This is a genomic window from Gemmatimonadaceae bacterium (genome assembly GCA_019637445.1).
In the GTDB taxonomy this organism is placed as follows: domain Bacteria; phylum Gemmatimonadota; class Gemmatimonadetes; order Gemmatimonadales; family Gemmatimonadaceae; genus Pseudogemmatithrix.
Genome location: JAHBVS010000003.1, coordinates 162928 through 182398 on the forward strand (window position 1 = coordinate 162928; position 19471 = coordinate 182398).

Below are 19471 nucleotides of genomic sequence, written 5' to 3' on the forward strand. Positions count from 1 at the left end.
GCGCGATACCGTGCCGCCCGTGACAACGCCGCGCGTTGCGACCGAGTGCGTCGCGTGAGCGCCTCCGATCTGACGCGCAACGCGGGCCAGCCGCTCGACCTCGACGTCGTGCGTGCCATCCGCGTGAACAAGAGCGCGGCCGAACGCCGTGCGGCCACGATCCCGACGCGCCGCACGGTGAAGAAGCAGTGGCAGGCGGCGTGGCTGCTCAAGGCCATCACGCTGATGGATCTCACGACGCTCTCCGGTGACGATACCGCCGGCAACGTGCGCCGCCTCTGCGCCAAGGCGCGGCGCCCGCTGCGCGACGATCTGGTCGACGCGCTGGGCGCGAACGACCTGGGCATCACCGTCGGGGCAGTCTGCGTCTATCACCAGTGGGTGGAGACGGCGGTGGCGGCTCTCGACGGGTCGGGCATTCCCGTCGCCGCGGTGAGTACGGGTTTCCCGGCCGGGCTCTCGCCGTTCAAGCAGCGGCTGGCGGAGATTGGCGAGAGCGTGAAGGCCGGCGCGCAGGAGATCGACATCGTCATCACGCGTCGCCACGTGCTCACGGGTGATTGGCAGGCGCTGTACGACGAGGTGAAGGCCTTCCGCGAGGCCTGCGGCGACGCGCACCTCAAGGCCATTCTCGCCACGGGCGAGCTGGCCACGCTGACCAACGTGGCGCGCGCCAGTTGGGTGGCGATGCAGGCGGGCGCCGACTTCATCAAGACCAGCACTGGCAAGGAAGGGGTCAACGCGACATTGCCCTTCTCGCTGGTAATGGTGCGGCAGATCCGCGAGTACGAGCGCGCCAGCGGCTTCAAGGTCGGCTACAAGCCCGCCGGTGGGATCCGCACCGCCAAGCAGTCGCTCGACTACCTGCTGCTGATGAAGGAAGAGCTGGGCGAGCGCTGGCTGCAGCCCGACCTGTTTCGTTTTGGCGCGTCAAGCTTGCTGACTGACATCGAGCGCCAGCTCGAACACTTCGTGACGGGCCGCTATGCCGCGGCGCACCGTCATCCGATGCCTTGACCTGCCTTCGATCCGCGAGCGACGTATGGCAAGCGTAGCAGAGATCTTCCGCACGATGGACTACGGCCCCGCGCCCGAAAGCGCTGCCGAAGCGCGCGCCTGGCTGAAGCGCCACGAGTCGCGCTTCGGGCACTTCGTGAACGGCGCCTTCACCAAGGTCGGCGCGACTTTCGACGTGATCGACCCGAGCAGCACCGACAAGCTGGCCAAGGTCACGCAGGGCACGACCAAGGACGTCGACGCCGCCGTGGCCGCGGCGCGCAAGGCGCAGCCAAAGTGGGCGAAGCTCTCCGGGCACGCGCGCGCGCGGCATCTCTACGCGCTCGCCCGTATGGTGCAGAAGCATTCGCGTCTGCTGGCCGTCGTGGAGTCGATGGACAACGGCAAGAGCATCCGCGAGACCCGCGACCTCGACATCCCGCTCGTCGCCCGACACTTCTACCATCACGCTGGCTGGGCGCAGCTGATGGAGTCGGAGTTCGTCGGCTACGGTCCCGTGGGCGTAGTGGGACAGATCATCCCCTGGAACTTCCCGCTGCTGATGCTGGCGTGGAAGGTCGCGCCGGCGCTGGCCGCGGGGAACACGGTGGTGCTCAAGCCCGCCGAGTTCACGCCGCTTTCCGCGCTGCTGTTCGCCGAGTTGGCCCACGAGGCCGGGTTGCCGGCCGGCGTGCTCAACATCCTCACGGGCGACGGCAAGACCGGCGCGGCGTTGGTGGAGCACAAGGGCGTCGACAAGATCGCCTTCACGGGCAGCACCGAGGTGGGCAAGATCATCCGTCGTGCGACGGCGGGCAGCGGCAAGAAGCTCTCGCTCGAACTCGGCGGGAAGTCGCCGTTCATCGTCTACGAGGATGCCGACCTCGACGCCGTGGTCGAGGGCGTCGTGGATGCCATCTGGTTCAATCAGGGACAGGTCTGTTGCGCGGGTTCGCGCTTGCTCGTGCAGGAAGGCATCCACGACCGCTTGATCGAGAAGATTCGCGCGCGGATGGAGAAGCTCCGCGTCGGCAATCCGCTCGACAAGGCGGTGGATATGGGGGCCATCGTCGCGCCCGAACAGTTGGAGCGCATCACCAAGCTGGTGAAGCAGGGGAAGGACGAGGGCGCCACGATGTGGCAGCCGAGTTGGAGCGTGCCCAAGAACGGTTGTTTCTATCCGCCGACGCTGTTCACCAACGTCGAGCCGGCGAGCACGATCGCGCAGGTCGAGATCTTCGGCCCTGTGCTGGTGGCGATGACGTTCCGCACGCCCGAGGAGTCGGTCGCGCTCGCGAACAACACGCCCTATGGCCTGGCCGCCAGCGTGTGGAGCGAGAACATCAACCTCGCACTGGACATTGCGCCGAAGCTCAAGGCGGGCGTTGTGTGGATCAACGCGACGAATCTCTTCGATGCGGCGGCGGGCTTCGGCGGCTACCGCGAGTCGGGGTACGGGCGCGAGGGTGGACGGGAAGGGATGTATGAGTACTGCAGTCGTAAGTCATCAGTTGTGAGTCGTAAGGGAACGGCAGTATCGGCGCGTTCGAAGGCTGTACTCTCACAACTCACGACTCACGACTCACAACTGCCGTCCGTCGACCGCACCCCGAAGCTCTTCATCGGCGGCAAGCAGGCGCGGCCGGACTCCGGGTACTCGCGCGTCATCGTCGGCCCCAAGGGTCAGCGCGTGGGCGAGGTCGGCGAGGGCAATCGCAAGGACATCCGCAACGCCGTCGAGGCGGCGCAGGCGGCCGCCAAGTCGTGGAGCAAGGCGACGGCGCATCTGCGCGCGCAGATCCTCTATTTCATCGGCGAGAACCTCGATGCGCGAGCTGAGGAGTTTGCCACGCGTCTTCGTGCAATGACCGGTTCGACTGCGGCGCAGGCGCGCGCCGAGGTGCAGGCCAGCGTCGCGCGGCTGTTCAGCTACGGCGCATGGGCCGACAAGTGGGATGGCGCCGTGCACAGCGTGCCCATCCGCGGCGTCGCGCTGCAGATGAACGAACCGATCGGCGTGGTGGCCGTCGCCGCACCCGACGAGTCGCCACTGCTCGGGTTCATCTCCGCTGTCGCGCCGCTCGTTGCCACCGGCAATGCCGTGGTGGCCGTGCCAAGTGCGCCGCATCCGCTGAGCGCGACGGACCTCTACACGGTCTTCGAGAGCAGCGATCTGCCCGGCGGCGTGGTGAACATCGTCACGGGTGACAAGGACCCGCTGGCCAAGACGCTGGCGGAGCACGACGACGTCGAAGGGATCTGGTACTGGGGCGCGCGCGAGGGCGTGAAGGCCGTCGAGCTGGCGAGCGCAAGCAATATGAAGCGCACCTGGTGCCACGCGGGCGTTGTGGACTGGTCGTCAGCCGAGCACGGAGAGGGCCGCGAGTTCCTGCGCGAGGCCACGCAGGTAAAGAACATCTGGATTCCGTATGGCGAGTAAGCCTTGAACTGCATTGCCACAGAGACACAGAGGCACAGAGCAGGCAACGACTGAAGTGCCTTGGAACGACGGAGGGCTCCGCAACACTGCGGAGCCCTCTGTGTCTCTGTGCCTCTGTGGCAAACTTCAGCGCGCCGATCTCACTTCCCCCGCGCCCGGTACCGCGCGAGATACTCGGCCGCCCAAGCCGGGAATCGTCCGGCCGCCAACTCGAGCCGCGCCCGTCGCATCAAGCCAACCAGATAGTGCACGTTGTGCAAGGAGAGCAGCCGCAGCCCCAGCATCTCTTCCGCATTGAAGAGATGCCTGAGGTAGGCCCGGTCATAGTGCGTGCACGAGTAGCAGTCGCAGCCCTCCACCAACGGCCGCTTGTCGAAGCGATGGTCCGCACGCTTGATCTGCACCGTGCCATCGGGCGTGAACGCCGTGCCGTGCCGACCCATCCGCGTCGGGACGACGCAGTCGAACAGGTCCACGCCGCGCGCCACGCTCTCCACCAAGTCATCCGGGAAGCCCACGCCCATCAGGTACCGCGGTTTGTCGCGCGGCAGTTCGGGATCGCAGACCTCAATCGTGGCGTACATGTCCGGCTTCGCTTCGCCGACGCTGAGTCCGCCGATCGCGATGCCGTGCCAGTCGCCGGCCTGCCGGATGCCGCGCACGCTCGCGCGCCGCAGCTCCGGATGGATGCCGCCCTGGACGATCGGGAACAGCGCCTGCGGCGGCGCCACGCGCTCGAGGTCCAGGTTGCCGAACAGGGCAGGGGCGCCCGGCGGCAAGGCGATCGAATCCAACGGCGCGCGACCCTCGCGCCCGAGCCGCTCGAACTCCTCGCGGCAGCGCTCCAGCCAGCGCAGCGAGCGCTCCATCGCGCTGCGCGAGGCCGCCTCGTCCGACTTGCCTTCGATCAGCTCGTCCAGCTGCATGATCACGTCGGCGCCGAGGTTGCGCTCGATGCGCATCACGGACTCGGGCGTGTAGTCGTGCAGCGAGCCGTCGAGGTGTGAGCGGAACTCGATGCCGCGCTCGCGCACCGTGCGATGCTGGGCCAGCGAGAAAACCTGGAAACCCCCGGAGTCCGTGAGCATCGGCCCCTTCCAGCGTGCGAAGGCGTGCAGCCCACCGAGTGCGCGCACGGCGGCGTCGCCGGGCCTCAGGTAGAGGTGATAGGCGTTCGCCAGCACCATCTGGGCGCCGGTGGCCTCCACCTCCTGCACACTCAGTCCCTTGATGGTCGCGTGCGTGCCGACCGGCATGAAGGCCGGGGTTTCCACGACGCCGTGCGGCGTGTTGAACCAGCCGCAGCGCGCGGCGCCGGTCTCGTCGGCGGTCGCGAAGCCGAAGTGGGGAAGCGAGGCGACTTCGCTGGGCACCGAAGGGGCGCCCCACACCGGAACGTCCTCGCTCACGCGCCGGCCTCGCCCCGCTTCACTTCGTCCCAGAGCGCGTCCAGCGCCTCGAGTCCCGCCGAGCGCACGTCGATGCCGCGGACCGCCGCCAACTGCTCGATCTGCTCGAAGCGGCGCTGGAACTTCGCATTTGCGCCGTCCAGCGCCAACGAGGGATGCACCCCCGCCTTCCGGCACAGATTCACCACCGCAAACAATAGGTCGCCCAGCTCCTCCGAGAGCTTGCCGTGTTGTGGATCGCCGCTCGGCACGCCGTGCGTGTCGAACTCCGCGCCGTCCACGGCGATCTGTGCGCGCACCTCCTCCAGCTCCTCGGCCACCTTCTGCATCGGCCCGTCGGTGTCCGGCCAGTCAAAGCCGACCCCGGCGGCGCGTTCCTGCAGGCGATGCGCTCGGTGCAGGGCGGGCAGGCCGCTCGGCAATCCCTCCGCCAATGAACGCCGCGTCTGCGCCTTCATCTGCTCCCACGGCGTGCGCTCCTTCTCGTTGCCGTACAGCCAGGGATGGCGTCGCGTCATCTTCCCGACCAGCGAGCCGGCCACCTGTTCCGGACCGAAGGCCCCGCGCTCCTCGGCGATCACCGCGTGGAACAGCACCTGCAGCAGCACGTCGCCCAGCTCGCCGCACATCGCCGCGTCGTCACCCTCGCGCAGGGCGTCGTCCAGCTCGTGCATTTCCTCGTTCAGGTAGGGCCGCAGCGACTCGTGCGTCTGCGCGCGATCCCAGGCGTCGCGCGCGCGCAGGTCGCGCATGATCGCGAGGGCATCCTCAAGCGTGGCTTTGTCTTGCATCGCGTTTTTTGGTCCGGTACACTTCGAGGCTCCAATGCCCACGCAATCTAGTCCGGACGCGTTGCCCCGTGCCTGGGTCGAGGTGGACCTCGACGCCGTCGTCCGGAACGCGAAGGCCCTCGCGAATTGCGCGCGCGTCCCCTTGATCCCGATGGTGAAGGCCGACGCCTACGGGCTGGGTGCCGTCCGCGTGGCCCAAGCGTTGGAATCGCTCCACCCGTTGGCCTACGGCGTGTCGTCAATTGTTGAGGGCGAGGAACTCCGGCGCGCCGGCATCACGCGGCCCGTGCTGGTCTTCACGCCCACGCTGCCCAGCGACCTCGCGCGGCTGCGCTCGGCGGCGCTGGTCCCCACGCTGGCGAGCCGCGAGGGCATTGCGACCTGGGCGGCCCTCGGTGGGGGCGACTGGCATCTCGCGATCGACACGGGGATGCATCGCGCGGGCATCGGCTGGCGGGACGTCGGCACGCTCGCCGCTGAGCTGCAGCAGTGCCCGCCCAGCGGAGCATTCACGCACTTTCACTCCGCCGAGCTCGACGATGGCTCGCTCGAGGCGCAGGAGCAGCGCTTCCGCGAGGCGCTGAGCGCGCTGCCGGCCCTGCCGCCGCTGCTTCACGCAGATAACAGCGCGGCCATCGTGCGACGCTCGCCGTCGCCCTGGCAGGCGGTGCGACCCGGCGTGTTCCTCTACGGCGTGGGCAGCGGCAATGGCGCCGCCCTCCAGCCCGAGCCAGTGGCACATCTGCGGGCGCGCGTGGTCGAGACCCGCAGCCTCCGCCGCGGCGAGACCGTCAGCTACGACGCGACGTGGACGGCCGCGCAGGACAGCATCATCGCGACGGTCGGCGTTGGCTACGGCGATGGCTATCGCCGATCGCTCGGCAACGTGGGAGAAGCCTTGGTGTCAGGAGGCGCGGGCCGGGCGAGACGCGCACCCGTGGCGGGCACCGTGACGATGGACATGCTGATGCTCGATGTCACGGGACTCGACGTCGCAGCAGGAGATGTCGTGACCTTGCTCGGCCGCCACGAGGATCAGTTGCTGACCGCCGAGGACGTCGCGGCGCGCGCGGATCTCTCGCCGTACGAGCTGCTGACGGGTCTGCGCCAGCGCCTGCTGCGCCTCTACACGGAGCGTCGTTGACGATGACCCATCGCGCTGTGATCCTCGTGCTGGATGGCGTCGGCATCGGTGCCGCGCACGACGTGGCGGCCTACGGTGACGAGGGCTCCGACACGCTGGGCAACCTCGCGCGGGCCGTCGGCGGGCTGCAGCTGCCGAACCTCGCGCGCCTCGGACTCGGGCGCATCCGGTCGTTGGAGGGCGTCGCGGCGGATCCCGCACCGCAGGGCGCCTGGGGCCTGCTCCAGCCGCGTTCCGCGGGCAAGGATAGCACGACCGGGCACTGGGAAATCGCGGGCGTACATCTCGCGCAACCGTTTCCAACGTACCCGCAGGGCTTCCCGGCCGACGTGATCGACGAGTTCTCGCGCCGCACGGGGCGTCCAGTCATCGGCAACGTCGTGGGGAGCGGTACGGCGATCATCGATCGCTACGCCGATGAGCATCGGCAGCGCGGCGCGTGGATCGTCTATACCTCGGCCGATTCGGTCTTCCAGGTGGCGGCGCACGAGGAGACCATCCCGCTCGACGAGCTCTACGCCGCCTGCGAGACGGCGCGGGCCATGCTTGTGGCGCCCCACGACGTCTCGCGGGTGATCGCCAGGCCATTCGTGGGGACGCCCGGCGCGTGGCGACGCACGGCCAACCGTCGCGACTTCTCCATCGCCCCGCCCGAGGAGACGCTGCTCGACGCCCTACAGGCGGCCGGAATTCCACGCAGCGGGGTGGGGAAGGTGGACGACCTGTTCGCCCGCCGAGGCCTCGAGGGCGGGCACACAACCAACAACGCCGAGGGTGTGTCGAAACTCCTGGATTGGCTGCGTGGGGGCCCCAATGGGTTGTTGTTCGCCAACCTTGTAGATTTCGACCAAGCCTTTGGGCACCGGAACGACGTTCCGGGGTTCCATCAGGCGCTGCGTGAGTTCGATGCGGCGCTCCCTGACATCATTGCCGCCCTCCGCGAGGACGACCTGCTGTTCATCACTGCCGACCACGGCAACGATCCAACGACGCCATCGACTGACCACGCCCGGGAGAACGTCCCGCTGCTCGTGGCCGGTCCGCGTGTGCAGCCGGTGGATCTTGGGCAGCGGGAGACGTTTTCCGACCTTGGCGCGACGGTGGCCGAGTGGCTGGGCATCGGGTTTCGGGGCCGTGGGCAGTCGTTCCTGACGACGATCGTCCCGTGAGCACCGCTGCCTCGACCCGCGAGCAGGAGCTCACGGCGCGCGCGCGCCAGGCGCAGGCCCGCGCCTATGCGCCGTACTCGAAGTTCACTGTTGGCGCGGCCTTGCTCTGTGCCGACGGCAGCATCGTCGAGGGTTGCAACGTCGAGAACGCGTCCTATCCGGCCGGCACCTGCGCTGAACGTGTGGCGCTTGGCGCGGCGGTCGTCGCAGGTCAGCGTGAGTTCGCTGCCATCGCCATCGCCACCGACGCCTCGGTGGCCACACCTCCCTGCGGCATTTGCCGCCAGGCGCTGGCGGAGTTCCAGCCGGCGCTTCCTGTCGTCGCCATCGATCGCGAGGGGCGCGTGACGCGCTGGACGCTCGCCGAGTTGTTGCCGACACCTTTCACGCCTTCATCGCTCCACTCGTGATTTCTTGGCGCTTCCCCCGTTCACTGCTGCTCGTCGCGGTGCCGCTGGTTGCGGCAGTCGCCGCCTGCAGCGAGAAGCTTGAGACCAGCGGGACCTGTCCGTTGCTTTGCCCCGGGCAGGGCATCGTGGTGCAGGACTCGGCCGTCCAGCCGGCGTATGCCTTCGACACGGTGCTGACGGGCTTCCCGTTGCAGGGCCTCGAGAGCCCGCTGCTGCTCGCGCAGTTTGGCGACACCTTCGACGTGCGCGCCGTGGTGCGCTTCGACACGCTGGTGCGGCAGTGGGTGCCGCTCGATGGCGACACGCTCGAGGCCATTACCTACGTGGACTCGGCATTTCTGTCGCTGCGCCTCTATAGCGGCGGGGCCCCGATCCCGCAGCAGTTCTTCGTCGAGGCCTTCGACGTCTTCGACTCGACCCTGGTCGACTCGATTCCGCAGAACCTGCTCCCGCTGTTCACCGACGAGCGGCTACTCGGTGCACTGCGTACGGACTCGGCGTCATTCGTGGACTCGAGCCGGGTGCGCATCCCGCTCGACGACGCGAAGCTCCTCGCCATCATCGGGAACGTCGATCACAAGCTGCGCATCGGGCTTCGGGTGCGCTCAGGGAGTGGCGTGCGGCTGCTGATGACGCCGTACTTCCCGGGCGGCGATGGTCCGGCGCTTGAGTATCGTGTCTCGCCCGACACCTTGGTGCGGCGCGTGGCCGGCTTGGAGCCGGCGTCGCTGACGCCCGCCTTCCCGCTCTTCGTGGCGGGCGACTACGTGGATTATTCGCTGGTTGCCGCCGCACCGGACATCTCCCGCGCTGGGACGTTCCGAGTGGGCGGGCTGCCGGGCGCACGGACATACCTGCGCTTTGAACTCCCCCTGTGGTTGACCGACTCTGTCGGCATCCTACGGGCGCAGCTGGAACTGACCCAGGATCCTGTCTACGGGGTCGACCAGGACAGCACGTCGCTGGTCGCGCACCTTGTCCTGGCAAACAACACCATCACGGACCTTAGGCGCGCGGCGACGTTGCTCGCGGGCGGGAATCTGTTCAACAACACGCTGCGGTTGCTCCCGGCGGACTCCGGCGTGCAGGTCCTGGAGATGAACAGCCTGCTGCGCCAGTGGGCAAGCGTATCCGGCAATGCCGATATCCCTGCGGCGTTGTTGCTGCGCAGCGGCGGCGAAGGCGCGACGGCTGGCGGTCTGCGCTTCTTTGGCCAGAACGCCGCCGACCCGGCCCTGCGGCCGCGGCTACGCGTCAGCTACACGCGAAACCAGGTCTTCGGTCGCCCGTGATGCGTCGACTCCTCCTCCTCGCGGCCGTGACGACGGCCACCACGCTGCCGGCGCAGGGCGCTCTGTCGAACCAGGGCTTCGGCTACCCGACGGGTCAGCTGTCCGCGGCCGCGCTGGCGGCGGGCGGCGCCAACGCCGAGTCCGATCCCAGCTCCGGCCTGAATCCAGCGGCCATCACTCAGGGCACGCGCTTTGCCATCCAGCTGCAGTTCGAGCCGGAATGGCGGCGCACCTCGGTCGGCAGTTCGCACAGCAATGCCACGGTGGTGCGATTCCCCACCTTCCTCGCCACCGGGGCGATGGGACGATTCACGGGGGCGGTGGGCGTCACGACCTTCCTCGACCGCACCTGGCTCAACCAGTACGACGACAGCCTGCTCGTGCTTGGCGATTGGATTCCGTCCACGGCCACGATCGCCAGCGATGGTGCGATCGGTGATGTTCGCGCCGCCCTCGGCTATGTGGTGAACCCGCGCCTGCAGGTCGGCGTCGGGATCCACGCGATGACCGGCGAGTTCCGCACGGAGTTCACGCGGGTGTTCCCCGACACCAGCGGGGTGGGGGCGCTCTCGCAGCGTTCCTCAATCGCGTTTTCCGGCACTGCTCTGTCACTCGGCGTCGTGGCGACACCGCGCGACAACCTTGTGCTCGCAGCTTCGATGCGCTCTGGCGGTGAGTTTAGTGTCGAGGAGAACCGCACCGCCGCCGCGACGGCCACTGTGCCGACGCGCTTTGGCCTCGGCGTGAGCTGGCTGGCCGTGCCGGGGGCCTGGGTCAGCGGCCGGGTCGAGCGGGTGCGTTGGACGGACATGGAGGGCCTCGGCACCCCCAGCCTCTCCGTGTTCGATGCGACGGAGTTTGGCTTGGGGGTCGACGTGCTCGGACCGCGCATCGGCGGCGCGAACTCGGTGGTGCGCGCCGGGATCCGCGACCGCACGTTGCCCTTCGGCGTGAACGGCAATCAGGTGGACGAGCGCGCGTACTCCTTCGGCGTCGGACTGCCGGTGGCACGCGGCCGCTCGCAGGTCGATCTCGCGGTGCAGCGCGCCGTCCGGTCGACCAGTGGCGCCAGCGAAGGCGGCTGGTTCGTCAGCCTCGGGTTCGGTATCCGGCCCTAGGTGATGCCGATGCGCGGGGCGGCCGCGGGCCAGCCCCGCATCCTCGTCGCTGACGACGTCGAGGCCAACGTCGAGCTCCTGCGCGACCAGCTGGCCCCGCTGGGCTGCGAGATCCTGCAGGCAGGTGACGGCCCTGCGGCCGTCGAGCTGGCGACGCGCGAACGGCCGGACCTCTGCATCCTCGACGTCTCGATGCCGGCCGGCGATCTCGGCGTCGATGCGCGGGAGACGGGCTTCGAGGTCTGCCGCCGGCTCAAGCGCGACCCGCGCACGGCGCGCATCCCCGTGATCTTTGTCTCGGCCCTCAACGACGCGTCCGATCGCATCAAGGCCATCGAGTCCGGTGGCGACGACTTCCTCGTCAAGCCGCACAATCGCCACGTGCTCGGCGCACGCGTGCGCTCGCTGTTGCAGCTCAAGGGTGCCACGGATGCGTTGGAGGAGTCGCTGCGTCGGTTACGCGAGATGCAGAAGGCCCGCGACGACATCACGCGCATGGTGGTGCACGACCTCAAGACACCGCTGACCTCGATGCTCGCCACGCTGGAGATGCTGCGCGATGGCGACTTCGGTGCCGTGGAGGAACGGGTGGGGCGCGCCCTCAGCGACGTGGAGGGCAAGGGGGAGGATCTGCTCGCGCTGATCCAGGACCTGCTCGACGTCTCGCGCGTGGACGAACAGCCGCTGGCCCTGCACCCGGAACCCATCGCCCCGGCGGCACTGGTGGCGGAGCTGATGTTCGACTGGTCACTGCGCTTTCGGCAGGAGCAGACCGAGGCGGCCACGGAGGTCGCCGACGACGCGCCGGTGTTCCACGCCGACAAGACGCTCGTGAAGCGCGTGTTGTCGAACCTCATCCAGAACGCCATTACGCACGCGCCCACGCCCATCGCGTTGCGGCTCGGCGCGCGTCGCGAAGGGGCGGGCATCCTGTTCACCGTGCACGACACGGGCCCGGGGATTCCCGCCGAGTATCAGGAGACAATCTTCCAGCAGTTCGCGCAGATCGCCGTGCCGAATGCGCCGCGGGTCCGCTCCAGCGGGCTCGGCCTGGCCTTCTGCCGCGTGGCAGTCGAATCGCACGCCGGACGGATCTGGGTCAAGAGCGTCGAGGGCGAGGGCAGCGGATTCCACGTCTGGCTGCCGGTGGGCATCGGCGCCTGACCGGCCCCGTGTATCTTTCAGCGATGAGCACGACCAGCACTCCTCGCACGGTCTATATCGAGACCTACGGCTGCCAGATGAACGTCAGCGATTCCGAGCTGATGTACGGGCGGCTGGAAGCCGAGGGCTATGTGGCGGTGGATGCGCCGCAGGGCGCGGACGTGGTGCTGGTGAACACCTGCGCCATTCGCGAGAACGCCGAGCAGCGCGTGATCGGCCGTCTGGGCGAGCTGCGGCGCGACCTGAAGGCGGGCGCGGTGCTCGGCGTCACTGGATGCATGGCGCAGCGCCTTGGACCCCGCCTGCTGGAGACCGACACGCGGGTGCAGTTGGTGGTCGGTCCCGACGCCTACCGGTCGCTGCCGAGTCTGATTGACGGCGCCCGTGGCGGCGAACGATTCTCGGCGACCGACTTCGACCTCGAGGAGCACTACGAGGACTTCAGCGCGCGACGCTTTGAGGGCGTGAAGGCCTGGATCCCCGTGCAGCGTGGCTGCGACTATCGCTGCACATACTGCATCGTCCCGACGACGCGAGGGCCTGAGCGCTCGCGGCGCCTGGCCGATGTCGTCCGCGAGACGGCCGAGGTCGCGCAGCGCGGCATCAGCGAGGTTGTGCTGCTCGGACAGACGGTGAACTCGTACCACGACGGCACGCACGACTTCGCGGACCTGCTGCGCGCGGTCGGGGCGGTGGATGGCATTCGCCGCGTGCGCTACACCAGCCCGCACCCGAATGACTTCTCCGACCGCGTCATCGCCGCGATGGCGGAGACGCCGACGGTCTGCGAGCACGTGCATCTCCCGATGCAGAGTGGCTCCACGGCGATGCTCAAGCGCATGCTGCGTCGCTACTCGCGTGAGGAGTACCTGCAGTGCGTGGAGCGCCTGCGCGCGGCGATGCCGGGGCTCGGGCTCACGACGGACATCATCGTCGGCTTTCCCGCCGAGACGGATGAGGAGCACGCGGACACCATCTCGTTGTGCCGCGAAGTCCGATTCGACGACGCCTTCACCTTCAAGTTCTCGGCGCGTGAGGGCACGCCCGCCACGCGTATGCCACCCGAGTGGACCGTCCCGCCCGCGATCGTGGATGCGCGCTACGATGAGTTGCTCGCCACAATCCGCGGCATCTCCCGCGAGAAGAACCTCGCGCGGCTCGGCGAGCGGATGGAGGTCTTGATTGAGAAGGAGGCGCGCAAGGGCGGCGAGTTGATGCAGGCGCGTAGCCGGGACTTCAAGACCGTGCTCGTGCCCGGCACGCCGGACATGATCGGGCAGTACCTCACCGTCGAGCTCACCGGCACGACGGGTGCGACGTTCACCGGCACGCCGGTGCAGGAACGCCAGCCGCTGCCGATGGCGGGATAGGGCCGGCTGGCAGGACCCACGACGGCAATGAGAAGATGATGCGCATCGCCCGGGAGGCCTCAGGCTTCCCGGGCGATGCCACTTCTGTTGCAGGGTGCACTCGCCTGGGTGGCGGGCACGGCGCTCGGGCTTTCGGTCCGCGATGCGCGTCCGTGGCTGGTGGCTCTGCTGCTCTGCGCCGCGTTGGGCTGGCTGGCCCGCCGTTCACGGCGCGCGCGCAACGCCGAGTACGGGATGGCACTCGCGCTGCTCGTGGGCGCAGGGCTGTTGCTGGGAGCGGATCTCGCAGCGGCAGACCGACGTTGCGCGGCCTTGGCGCGAGCTGGAGATCTCCGTGAACTGACGCTTGGCGCGGCCGCGGCTCCCGGCAGCTTCGTGCGCGCGGAACTGCACGCGCCCGGCTGCGTGGTACCGCTCGCGGTCGCAGTTCGCAGTGGCGCGGCGGCGGCGGGGGCTCGCGTGCGCTGGGAGGGCGGGGAGCTCAGCGAGGGTGACCGCGGCCTGCTGCTACGCGACGCACGGCTGCGCAGCGTGGCGGGCCCCGGCCCCCTCGCGCGTTGGAGGAACACCGTGGCCGCGAGGCTCGACGCGCGTTTCGCAGCGGACGGTCCGATGGTTCGGGCTCTGCTGATTGCCGACACGCGCGGACTCGATCCAGGCCTGCGCGAACGCTACGCAGATGCTGGCCTCGTGCACATGCTCTCCATCTCGGGTCTGCACGTTGCCATCGTCGGCGGTTCGCTGCTCCTGCTGGCCGGAGTCCTGCGATTGCCGCCACGTGTGGCCGCGGTGGCGGCGGTTGCCACGACGGGGCTGTACGTCCTCGCGATCGGCGCGCCGCCGCCAGCGTTGCGCTCGGTCACGCTGTTTGCGGCGACGCAGGCGGCGCGGCTGGCTCAACGCCCGATTTCGCCGTGGGGTGCGTACGCACTAGGGGCCTTGGTGCCGCTCGTCGAGCCGCGGACGGTACTCGACCTCGGCTGGCAGCTCTCGGTGTCAGGCTACGCGGCCATCATCGTTGCTGGGCGCGTCGGACGCCGCATGCCGGAAGACTGGCCGCGCTGGGGCCGTGCGCTCGGCCGCGAGCTCACGACCGGCGCCCTCAGCACCTTGGCGACCGCGCCGCTCGTGGCCTGGCACTTCGGTCGGCTGAGCCTCGTGGCGCCGCTGAGCAATCTCTTCGCCGGCCCGATCGTGTCGCTGCTGCAGCCTGCGCTGTTCGTCGTGATGTTGCTGCCCGACGTGCCCGGCCTCGGCATCGTAATGGACGCGTCCGTCGCGTTGATGCGTGCGTTGGATGCCGTGGCGGCCGCGGCGGCGGCGCTGCCGCTCGCCGCCGTGCAGGTGGCACCGAGCCAGCTGGCCATCGTCCTCGCGCTGCTCGGCACCGCTGCGGTGCTCGTGGCGGGCTGGAGTCGCGCGCCCGCTCGCCCGGCCCTCGTCGCGATCTTGGCGACGGCTGCCCTCGCGTGGCTGCCGGCGGACCGCGGGATTGGCGCTGCGAGCGGCGAACTCGAACTGCACGTGCTCGATGTGGGGCAGGGTGATGCCCTCGCGTTGCGATCGCCGCGCGGCCGCTGGCTGCTCGTGGACGCCGGCCGCGTGTGGGCCTCCGGTGACGCGGGACGCAGCGTGGTGCTGCCGTATCTCCGCCGGCGCGGCGGCGTGGTCACCGACTTGGTGCTCACGCATCCGCACGCCGACCATATCGGCGGCGCGACGTCCATCCTGCGCGCGCTGCACCCTGCACGCGTACACGACAGTGGCTTCGTCGAGCCCAGCGAGCACTACGCCGAGGTGCTGCGGGAGGCGGCCGCCGCGGGAGCGGAGTGGCGGCGCTTGCGCCCAGGGCAGCGGTTCGACTTCGATGGCGCGACGGTCGAGGTGCTTGCTCCTGACTCCGCGTGGGTCACCACGCTCCGGGACCCGAACGCCGCGAGCGCCGTGCTCGCCGTTACGTACGGCACGCATCGCCTGCTCCTGACCGGTGACGCCGAGGCAGACGAGGAGCGCTGGCTGCTTGAGCATCGACCAGCAGCCTTGGCTGCGACGGTACTCAAGGTCGGGCACCACGGCTCGCGCACGAGTACGGGCGCCGACTTCCTCGCCGCCGTCGGCCCGCGCCTCGCGATTGTGAGCGTCGGGGCCGGCAACTTCTACGGGCACCCGTCGCCGGAGGTGATGCGTCGCCTCACGCTTGCCGGTGCGCAGGTGCTGCGGACGGACCAGCTGGGGCCAATCGTCCTGCGCAGCGATGGCACGAAGCTTGAAGTTGAGGCAGCGGGCATCCGCTGGCCGGTGGCGCCGCGGTTGCCCGAGCACCCCTGAAACGGCGACCTTTCACCATTCCCTCACTCGAACCGCCAAGCCTGTGGTCACGAATACCGACACCTCCGTCGTCACGATCGAGCGCTACATCATCGAGCAGGAGAAGCGCTTTCCCGACGCCACGGGGGAGCTCTCCGGCATCCTCTACGACCTGGCGCTCGCGGCCAAGATGATCGCGAACAAGGTGCGCTTGGCCGGCCTCGCGGACATCCTCGGCGCCCACGGCACGGAGAACGTGCAGGGCGAGGTGCAGCAGCGGCTCGACGTCATCTCCAATGACATCATCCGCAAGGCGATGGACCACGGCGGCCGCCTCTGCGCGATGGCGTCCGAGGAAGAGGAGGAACTCATCCCCATTCCCGAGCGCTTCAAGCGCGGCAAGTACCTGCTGCTTTTCGATCCGCTCGATGGCTCGTCGAACATCGATGTGAACGTGCCGGTGGGCACGATCTTCTCGGTGCTGCAAAAGGTCACCGAGGGCGAGGAGGGGCGGCTCGAGGATGCGCTGCAGCCCGGCGTGCGCCAGGTGGCGGCGGGCTATGTCGTCTACGGGTCGAGCACGATGATGGTGTACTCGACCGGGCTCGGCGTGCACGGCTTTACCTTGGATCCGTCCATCGGCGAGTTCCTGCTCTCGCATCCCGACATCCGGACGCCGGAGCAGGGCGTGTTCCTCTCAGTGAACGGGGCCTACGAGGAAGGCTGGACGGACTCCGTGCGCAAGCTGATGCAGCGGTACAAGGGGCTCGATGGCAAGCGCAAGGCGATGAATGTGCGTTACATCGGCTCCCTAGTCGCGGACTTCCATCGCAACTTGTTGAGCGGCGGCCTGTTCGCCTATCCGGCCAACACGAAGAGCCCGAATGGCAAGCTGCGCCTGCTCTATGAGTGCAATCCGCTGGCGTACATCTGTGAGCAGGCCGGTGGCGCGGCCATCGACGGTCGGCAGCGCATCCTCGATGTACAGCCGACCTCGCTGCACCAGCGCTCGCCGTACTTCGTGGGCTCCAAGGCGGACGTGGCGATGGCCGCCGAGATGTTGGCCGAAGGCTGACCGGCAATGAGTGATCGCTCGAAGCGCGCAGCACCCGAGGAGCGGATGTCGCCCTCGGGCATTCCGGTCGCGCCGGTCTATCGGCCGGTTGATGCGGCATCGTCGCCGTCGGCAGACGCCGCCCCGGCCCAGTACGCGGAGCAGTTGGGCGATCCCGGCCAGTTCCCGTTCACGCGCGGCGTGTACGACGGGATGTATCGCAAGCGGCTGTGGACGATGCGGCAGTACGCGGGCTTCGGAACCGCGCAGGAGACCAACGCACGCTTCAAGCTCCTGCTACAGGCGGGGCAGACGGGACTGTCCACCGCCTTCGACCTTCCGACGCAGATGGGCCTCGACTCCGACTCGCCGCGCGCCCTGGGCGAGGTCGGGCGCGTGGGCGTGGCGATTGACAGTGTGGAGGACATGCACCTCCTGCTCGCCGACCTGCCGCTGGGCGAGGTCTCGACCTCGATGACCATCAACGCCACGGCAAGCATCCTGCTGGCGATGTACATCGTCGTGGCCGAGGAGCGTGGCGTCGCGCGCGATCAACTCAGCGGGACGATCCAGAACGACATCCTCAAGGAGTACATCGCGCGCGGCACGTATGTGTTCCCGCCGCAGCCGTCGCTGGCGCTGATCGCCGAGACGTTCCGGTTCTGCGCGGCGGAGGTGCCCAGCTGGAATCCGATTTCCATCTCGGGCTACCACATCCGCGAGGCGGGGGCGACGGCGGTGCAGGAGTTGGCGTTCACCTTCGCCAACGCGATGGCCTACGTCCAGCGCGCCGTGGACGCGGGTCTCGCAGTGGATGCCTTCGCGCCGCGCCTGAGCTTCTTCTTCGCCTGCCACAACGACCTCTTTGAGGAAGTCGCCAAGTTCCGCGCCGCGCGCCGCATCTATGCGCGGCTGATGCGCGATCGGTACGGTGCCAGCGACGCGTCCTGCCGGTTGCGCTTCCACACGCAGACAGGCGGTGTGACCCTCACGGCGCAGCAACCGCTCAATAACGTGGTGCGTGTCGCGGTGCAGACCCTGGCCGCCACGCTGGGTGGCACCCAATCGCTGCACACCAACGGCTACGACGAGGCGCTGGCGCTGCCCACCGCCGAGGCGGCGACCCTTGCTTTGCGCACGCAGCAGATCGCCGCGTACGAGAGCGGCGTGGCGCAGACGGCCGACCCGCTCGCCGGCAGCTACTACGTCGAAGCGTTGACCGACGAGGTCGAGCGTCGCGCGCTCGAGTTGCTCGCGAAGGTCGAGGCGTTGGGCGGATCCGCGCCGGCCATCGAGGCCGGGTTCTTCCAGGATGAGATCGGCCGCTCGGCGTACGAGCACCAGCTCGCGGTGGAGCGGGGGAGCACGGTGATCGTCGGTGTGAACAAGTTCGCCGACGGACAGGATCCGCCAATCATCCCGGCGCCGGACTTCACGGCGCTGGAGCAGGCGCAGCGCGCGCGGGTCGCGGCGATGCGTGCCGCGCGGGATGGAGCGGCGGTGGATGCCGCGTTGGGCGCCATCGCGCAGGCGGCGCCGGCGTACGCGAAGGCTTCGGGGGAGCGTGCGCCCCTAATGCCGTTGATCATCGATGCCGTGCGCGCGCGCGCGACGGTGGGCGAGATCTCCGACGCGCTGCGGAAGGTCTGGGGCGAGTACCGCCCGACCTAGGCTCGGAGCTGCTCGACTGCCGTTGACCGCCCAAGCGTCCGCCGAGAGCTTCAAGTCGTGTACGCGACTTGCACGTTCTGCCAGGCCACGCTCGGCCGCAACGAGACGCTGGAACACTTTCCCGTCGGCAGGCGCCTGGCCTTCGACCAGGCGCGTGGACGACTGTGGGTGGTGTGTCCGAGTTGCCGGCTGTGGAATCTCTCGCCGCTGGAGATTCGCTGGGAGGCGATCGAGGAGGCGGAGCGGTTGTACTTCGATGCGCGGAAGCGGGTGAGTACGGAGAACATCGGGCTCGCGCGCGTCGGCGACGGCGTGGACTTGGTGCGGGTCGGGGAGCCGCTCAGGCCGGAGTTTGCGGCGTGGCGGTATGGGGAGCGGTTTGGCTCCAGGCGGCGTCGGCACCTGCTCTGGACGTCCGCGAGTGTCGCGTCGACGCTGGCCTACTGGGTGGCTGGGCCAGTCCTCGGCCTCACCGTCGCCAGTGCGGCGCTGCTGCCGTACAACCTGATCCAGGCCTCCCGCGGCTTCTACGATTCGCGCCGTGTCGTCGGCAAGTTCCATGATGCCGAGGGACCCTTCACGGTGAACTATCGCCACCTCAATGATGCGCAGGTCGTCGCCGATCGAGAGTCTACCCTCGGCTGGCGGCTGCGGGTGACGGCGAAGCGAGGCCCGCACCCGAACGGTCGATTCGGACGCGCTGTCTCGGTCTTCAAGGACAAGCGCGTGGAGATTGTTGGTGCCGATGCAGAGGTTGCTATGCGCCAGTTCCTTCCCGTCATCAACCGCGTGGGAGGGAAGTCGGAAAGTGTCGCGTTGGCAGTGCGCAAACTCGAGCACGCTCGCAGTCCTCACGACTTGTTCCTGCGGACAGCTCAGGAAGTCGGTCGCGATGCCTACGGCGATCCCAGCCGGGCGTTGGCGGCGATGCCTCTGGAGTTGCGCCTCGCCCTAGAGATGGCCGCCCACGAAGACGCCGAGCGCCGCGCACTTGAAGGCGAACTCGCCCAACTGGAGGCCACGTGGAAGGAGGCCGAGGAAATCGCGGCGATCGCCGACCAGCTCACGTTGCCAGCGAAGCTCATCACCCAACTTGAACGCCTCGGCAGGGGTCGCTAACTTCAACGGGCTACGCA

At 68.7% G+C, this 19471-nt stretch carries 15 protein-coding genes; 13 read left to right on the forward strand and 2 right to left on the reverse strand.

Annotated features, from left to right (window positions below; translation table 11 throughout):
- Positions 1–69 precede the first annotated feature (69 nt).
- Together deoC and KF709_13685 are read left to right on the forward strand one after the other, a co-directional pair.
- Positions 70–1017: a deoxyribose-phosphate aldolase gene (gene deoC, locus KF709_13680; GenBank protein MBX3175460.1), complete on the forward strand. Its 948-nt coding sequence runs from the start codon at positions 70–72 to the stop codon at positions 1015–1017.
- A 25-nt stretch (positions 1018–1042) separates the two neighbouring features.
- Entirely contained in the window at positions 1043–3436 is a 2394-nt protein-coding gene (locus KF709_13685; GenBank protein MBX3175461.1) for an aldehyde dehydrogenase family protein, read from the forward strand.
- A 140-nt stretch (positions 3437–3576) separates the two neighbouring features.
- On the opposite strand, the gene KF709_13690 is transcribed toward KF709_13685, so the two are convergent.
- A complete protein-coding gene (locus KF709_13690; protein MBX3175462.1) occupies positions 3577–4809 on the reverse strand; it encodes a queuine tRNA-ribosyltransferase in 1233 nt (410 codons plus the stop codon).
- Positions 4810–4841: 32 nt separating this feature from the next.
- Positions 4842–5636, reverse strand: coding sequence for a nucleoside triphosphate pyrophosphohydrolase (mazG, locus tag KF709_13695; protein ID MBX3175463.1), 795 nt, complete (start codon positions 5634–5636; stop codon positions 4842–4844).
- Between the two features lie 34 nt (positions 5637–5670).
- Here mazG and alr point away from each other — a divergent pair, with 34 nt between their 5' ends.
- The 11 genes from alr (at position 5671) to KF709_13750 (ending at position 19454) form a co-directional block, all read left to right on the forward strand.
- Entirely contained in the window at positions 5671–6780 is a 1110-nt protein-coding gene (gene alr, locus KF709_13700; GenBank protein MBX3175464.1) for an alanine racemase, read from the forward strand.
- A gap of 2 nt (positions 6781–6782) precedes the next feature.
- Positions 6783–7949, forward strand: a complete 1167-nt coding sequence (locus tag KF709_13705) for a phosphopentomutase (GenBank protein ID MBX3175465.1) — start codon at positions 6783–6785, stop codon at positions 7947–7949.
- Entirely contained in the window at positions 7946–8359 is a 414-nt protein-coding gene (cdd, locus tag KF709_13710) for a cytidine deaminase (protein MBX3175466.1), read from the forward strand. Before KF709_13705 ends, cdd begins: the two co-directional genes overlap by 4 nt.
- Positions 8356–9651 (forward strand): hypothetical protein, encoded by a 1296-nt coding sequence (locus KF709_13715; GenBank protein MBX3175467.1) that lies wholly within the window; start codon positions 8356–8358, stop codon positions 9649–9651. Before cdd ends, KF709_13715 begins: the two co-directional genes overlap by 4 nt.
- Complete coding sequence (locus KF709_13720; GenBank protein ID MBX3175468.1) at positions 9651–10769, forward strand: hypothetical protein; 1119 nt, start codon at positions 9651–9653, stop codon at positions 10767–10769. Before KF709_13715 ends, KF709_13720 begins: the two co-directional genes overlap by 1 nt.
- A gap of 3 nt (positions 10770–10772) precedes the next feature.
- The gene (locus tag KF709_13725) at positions 10773–11933 is read left to right on the forward strand and encodes a hybrid sensor histidine kinase/response regulator (protein MBX3175469.1); all 1161 of its coding nucleotides are present in this window, start codon (positions 10773–10775) and stop codon (positions 11931–11933) included.
- 23 nt (positions 11934–11956) lie between these two features.
- On the forward strand, positions 11957–13303 hold the full coding sequence (gene miaB, locus KF709_13730) for a tRNA (N6-isopentenyl adenosine(37)-C2)-methylthiotransferase MiaB (GenBank protein ID MBX3175470.1): 1347 nt from the start codon (positions 11957–11959) through the stop codon (positions 13301–13303).
- 75 nt (positions 13304–13378) lie between these two features.
- The gene (locus tag KF709_13735) at positions 13379–15631 is read left to right on the forward strand and encodes a DNA internalization-related competence protein ComEC/Rec2 (protein MBX3175471.1); all 2253 of its coding nucleotides are present in this window, start codon (positions 13379–13381) and stop codon (positions 15629–15631) included.
- Between the two features lie 43 nt (positions 15632–15674).
- Positions 15675–16685: a class 1 fructose-bisphosphatase gene (fbp, locus tag KF709_13740; protein MBX3175472.1), complete on the forward strand. Its 1011-nt coding sequence runs from the start codon at positions 15675–15677 to the stop codon at positions 16683–16685.
- 6 nt (positions 16686–16691) lie between these two features.
- The gene (locus KF709_13745) at positions 16692–18335 is read left to right on the forward strand and encodes a methylmalonyl-CoA mutase (protein MBX3175473.1); all 1644 of its coding nucleotides are present in this window, start codon (positions 16692–16694) and stop codon (positions 18333–18335) included.
- Positions 18336–18392: 57 nt separating this feature from the next.
- Positions 18393–19454 carry a hypothetical protein gene (locus KF709_13750; GenBank protein MBX3175474.1) on the forward strand — a complete coding sequence of 354 codons (1062 nt, stop codon included), beginning with the start codon at positions 18393–18395 and terminating at the stop codon, positions 19452–19454.
- The last annotated feature ends 17 nt before the right edge of the window (positions 19455–19471 follow it).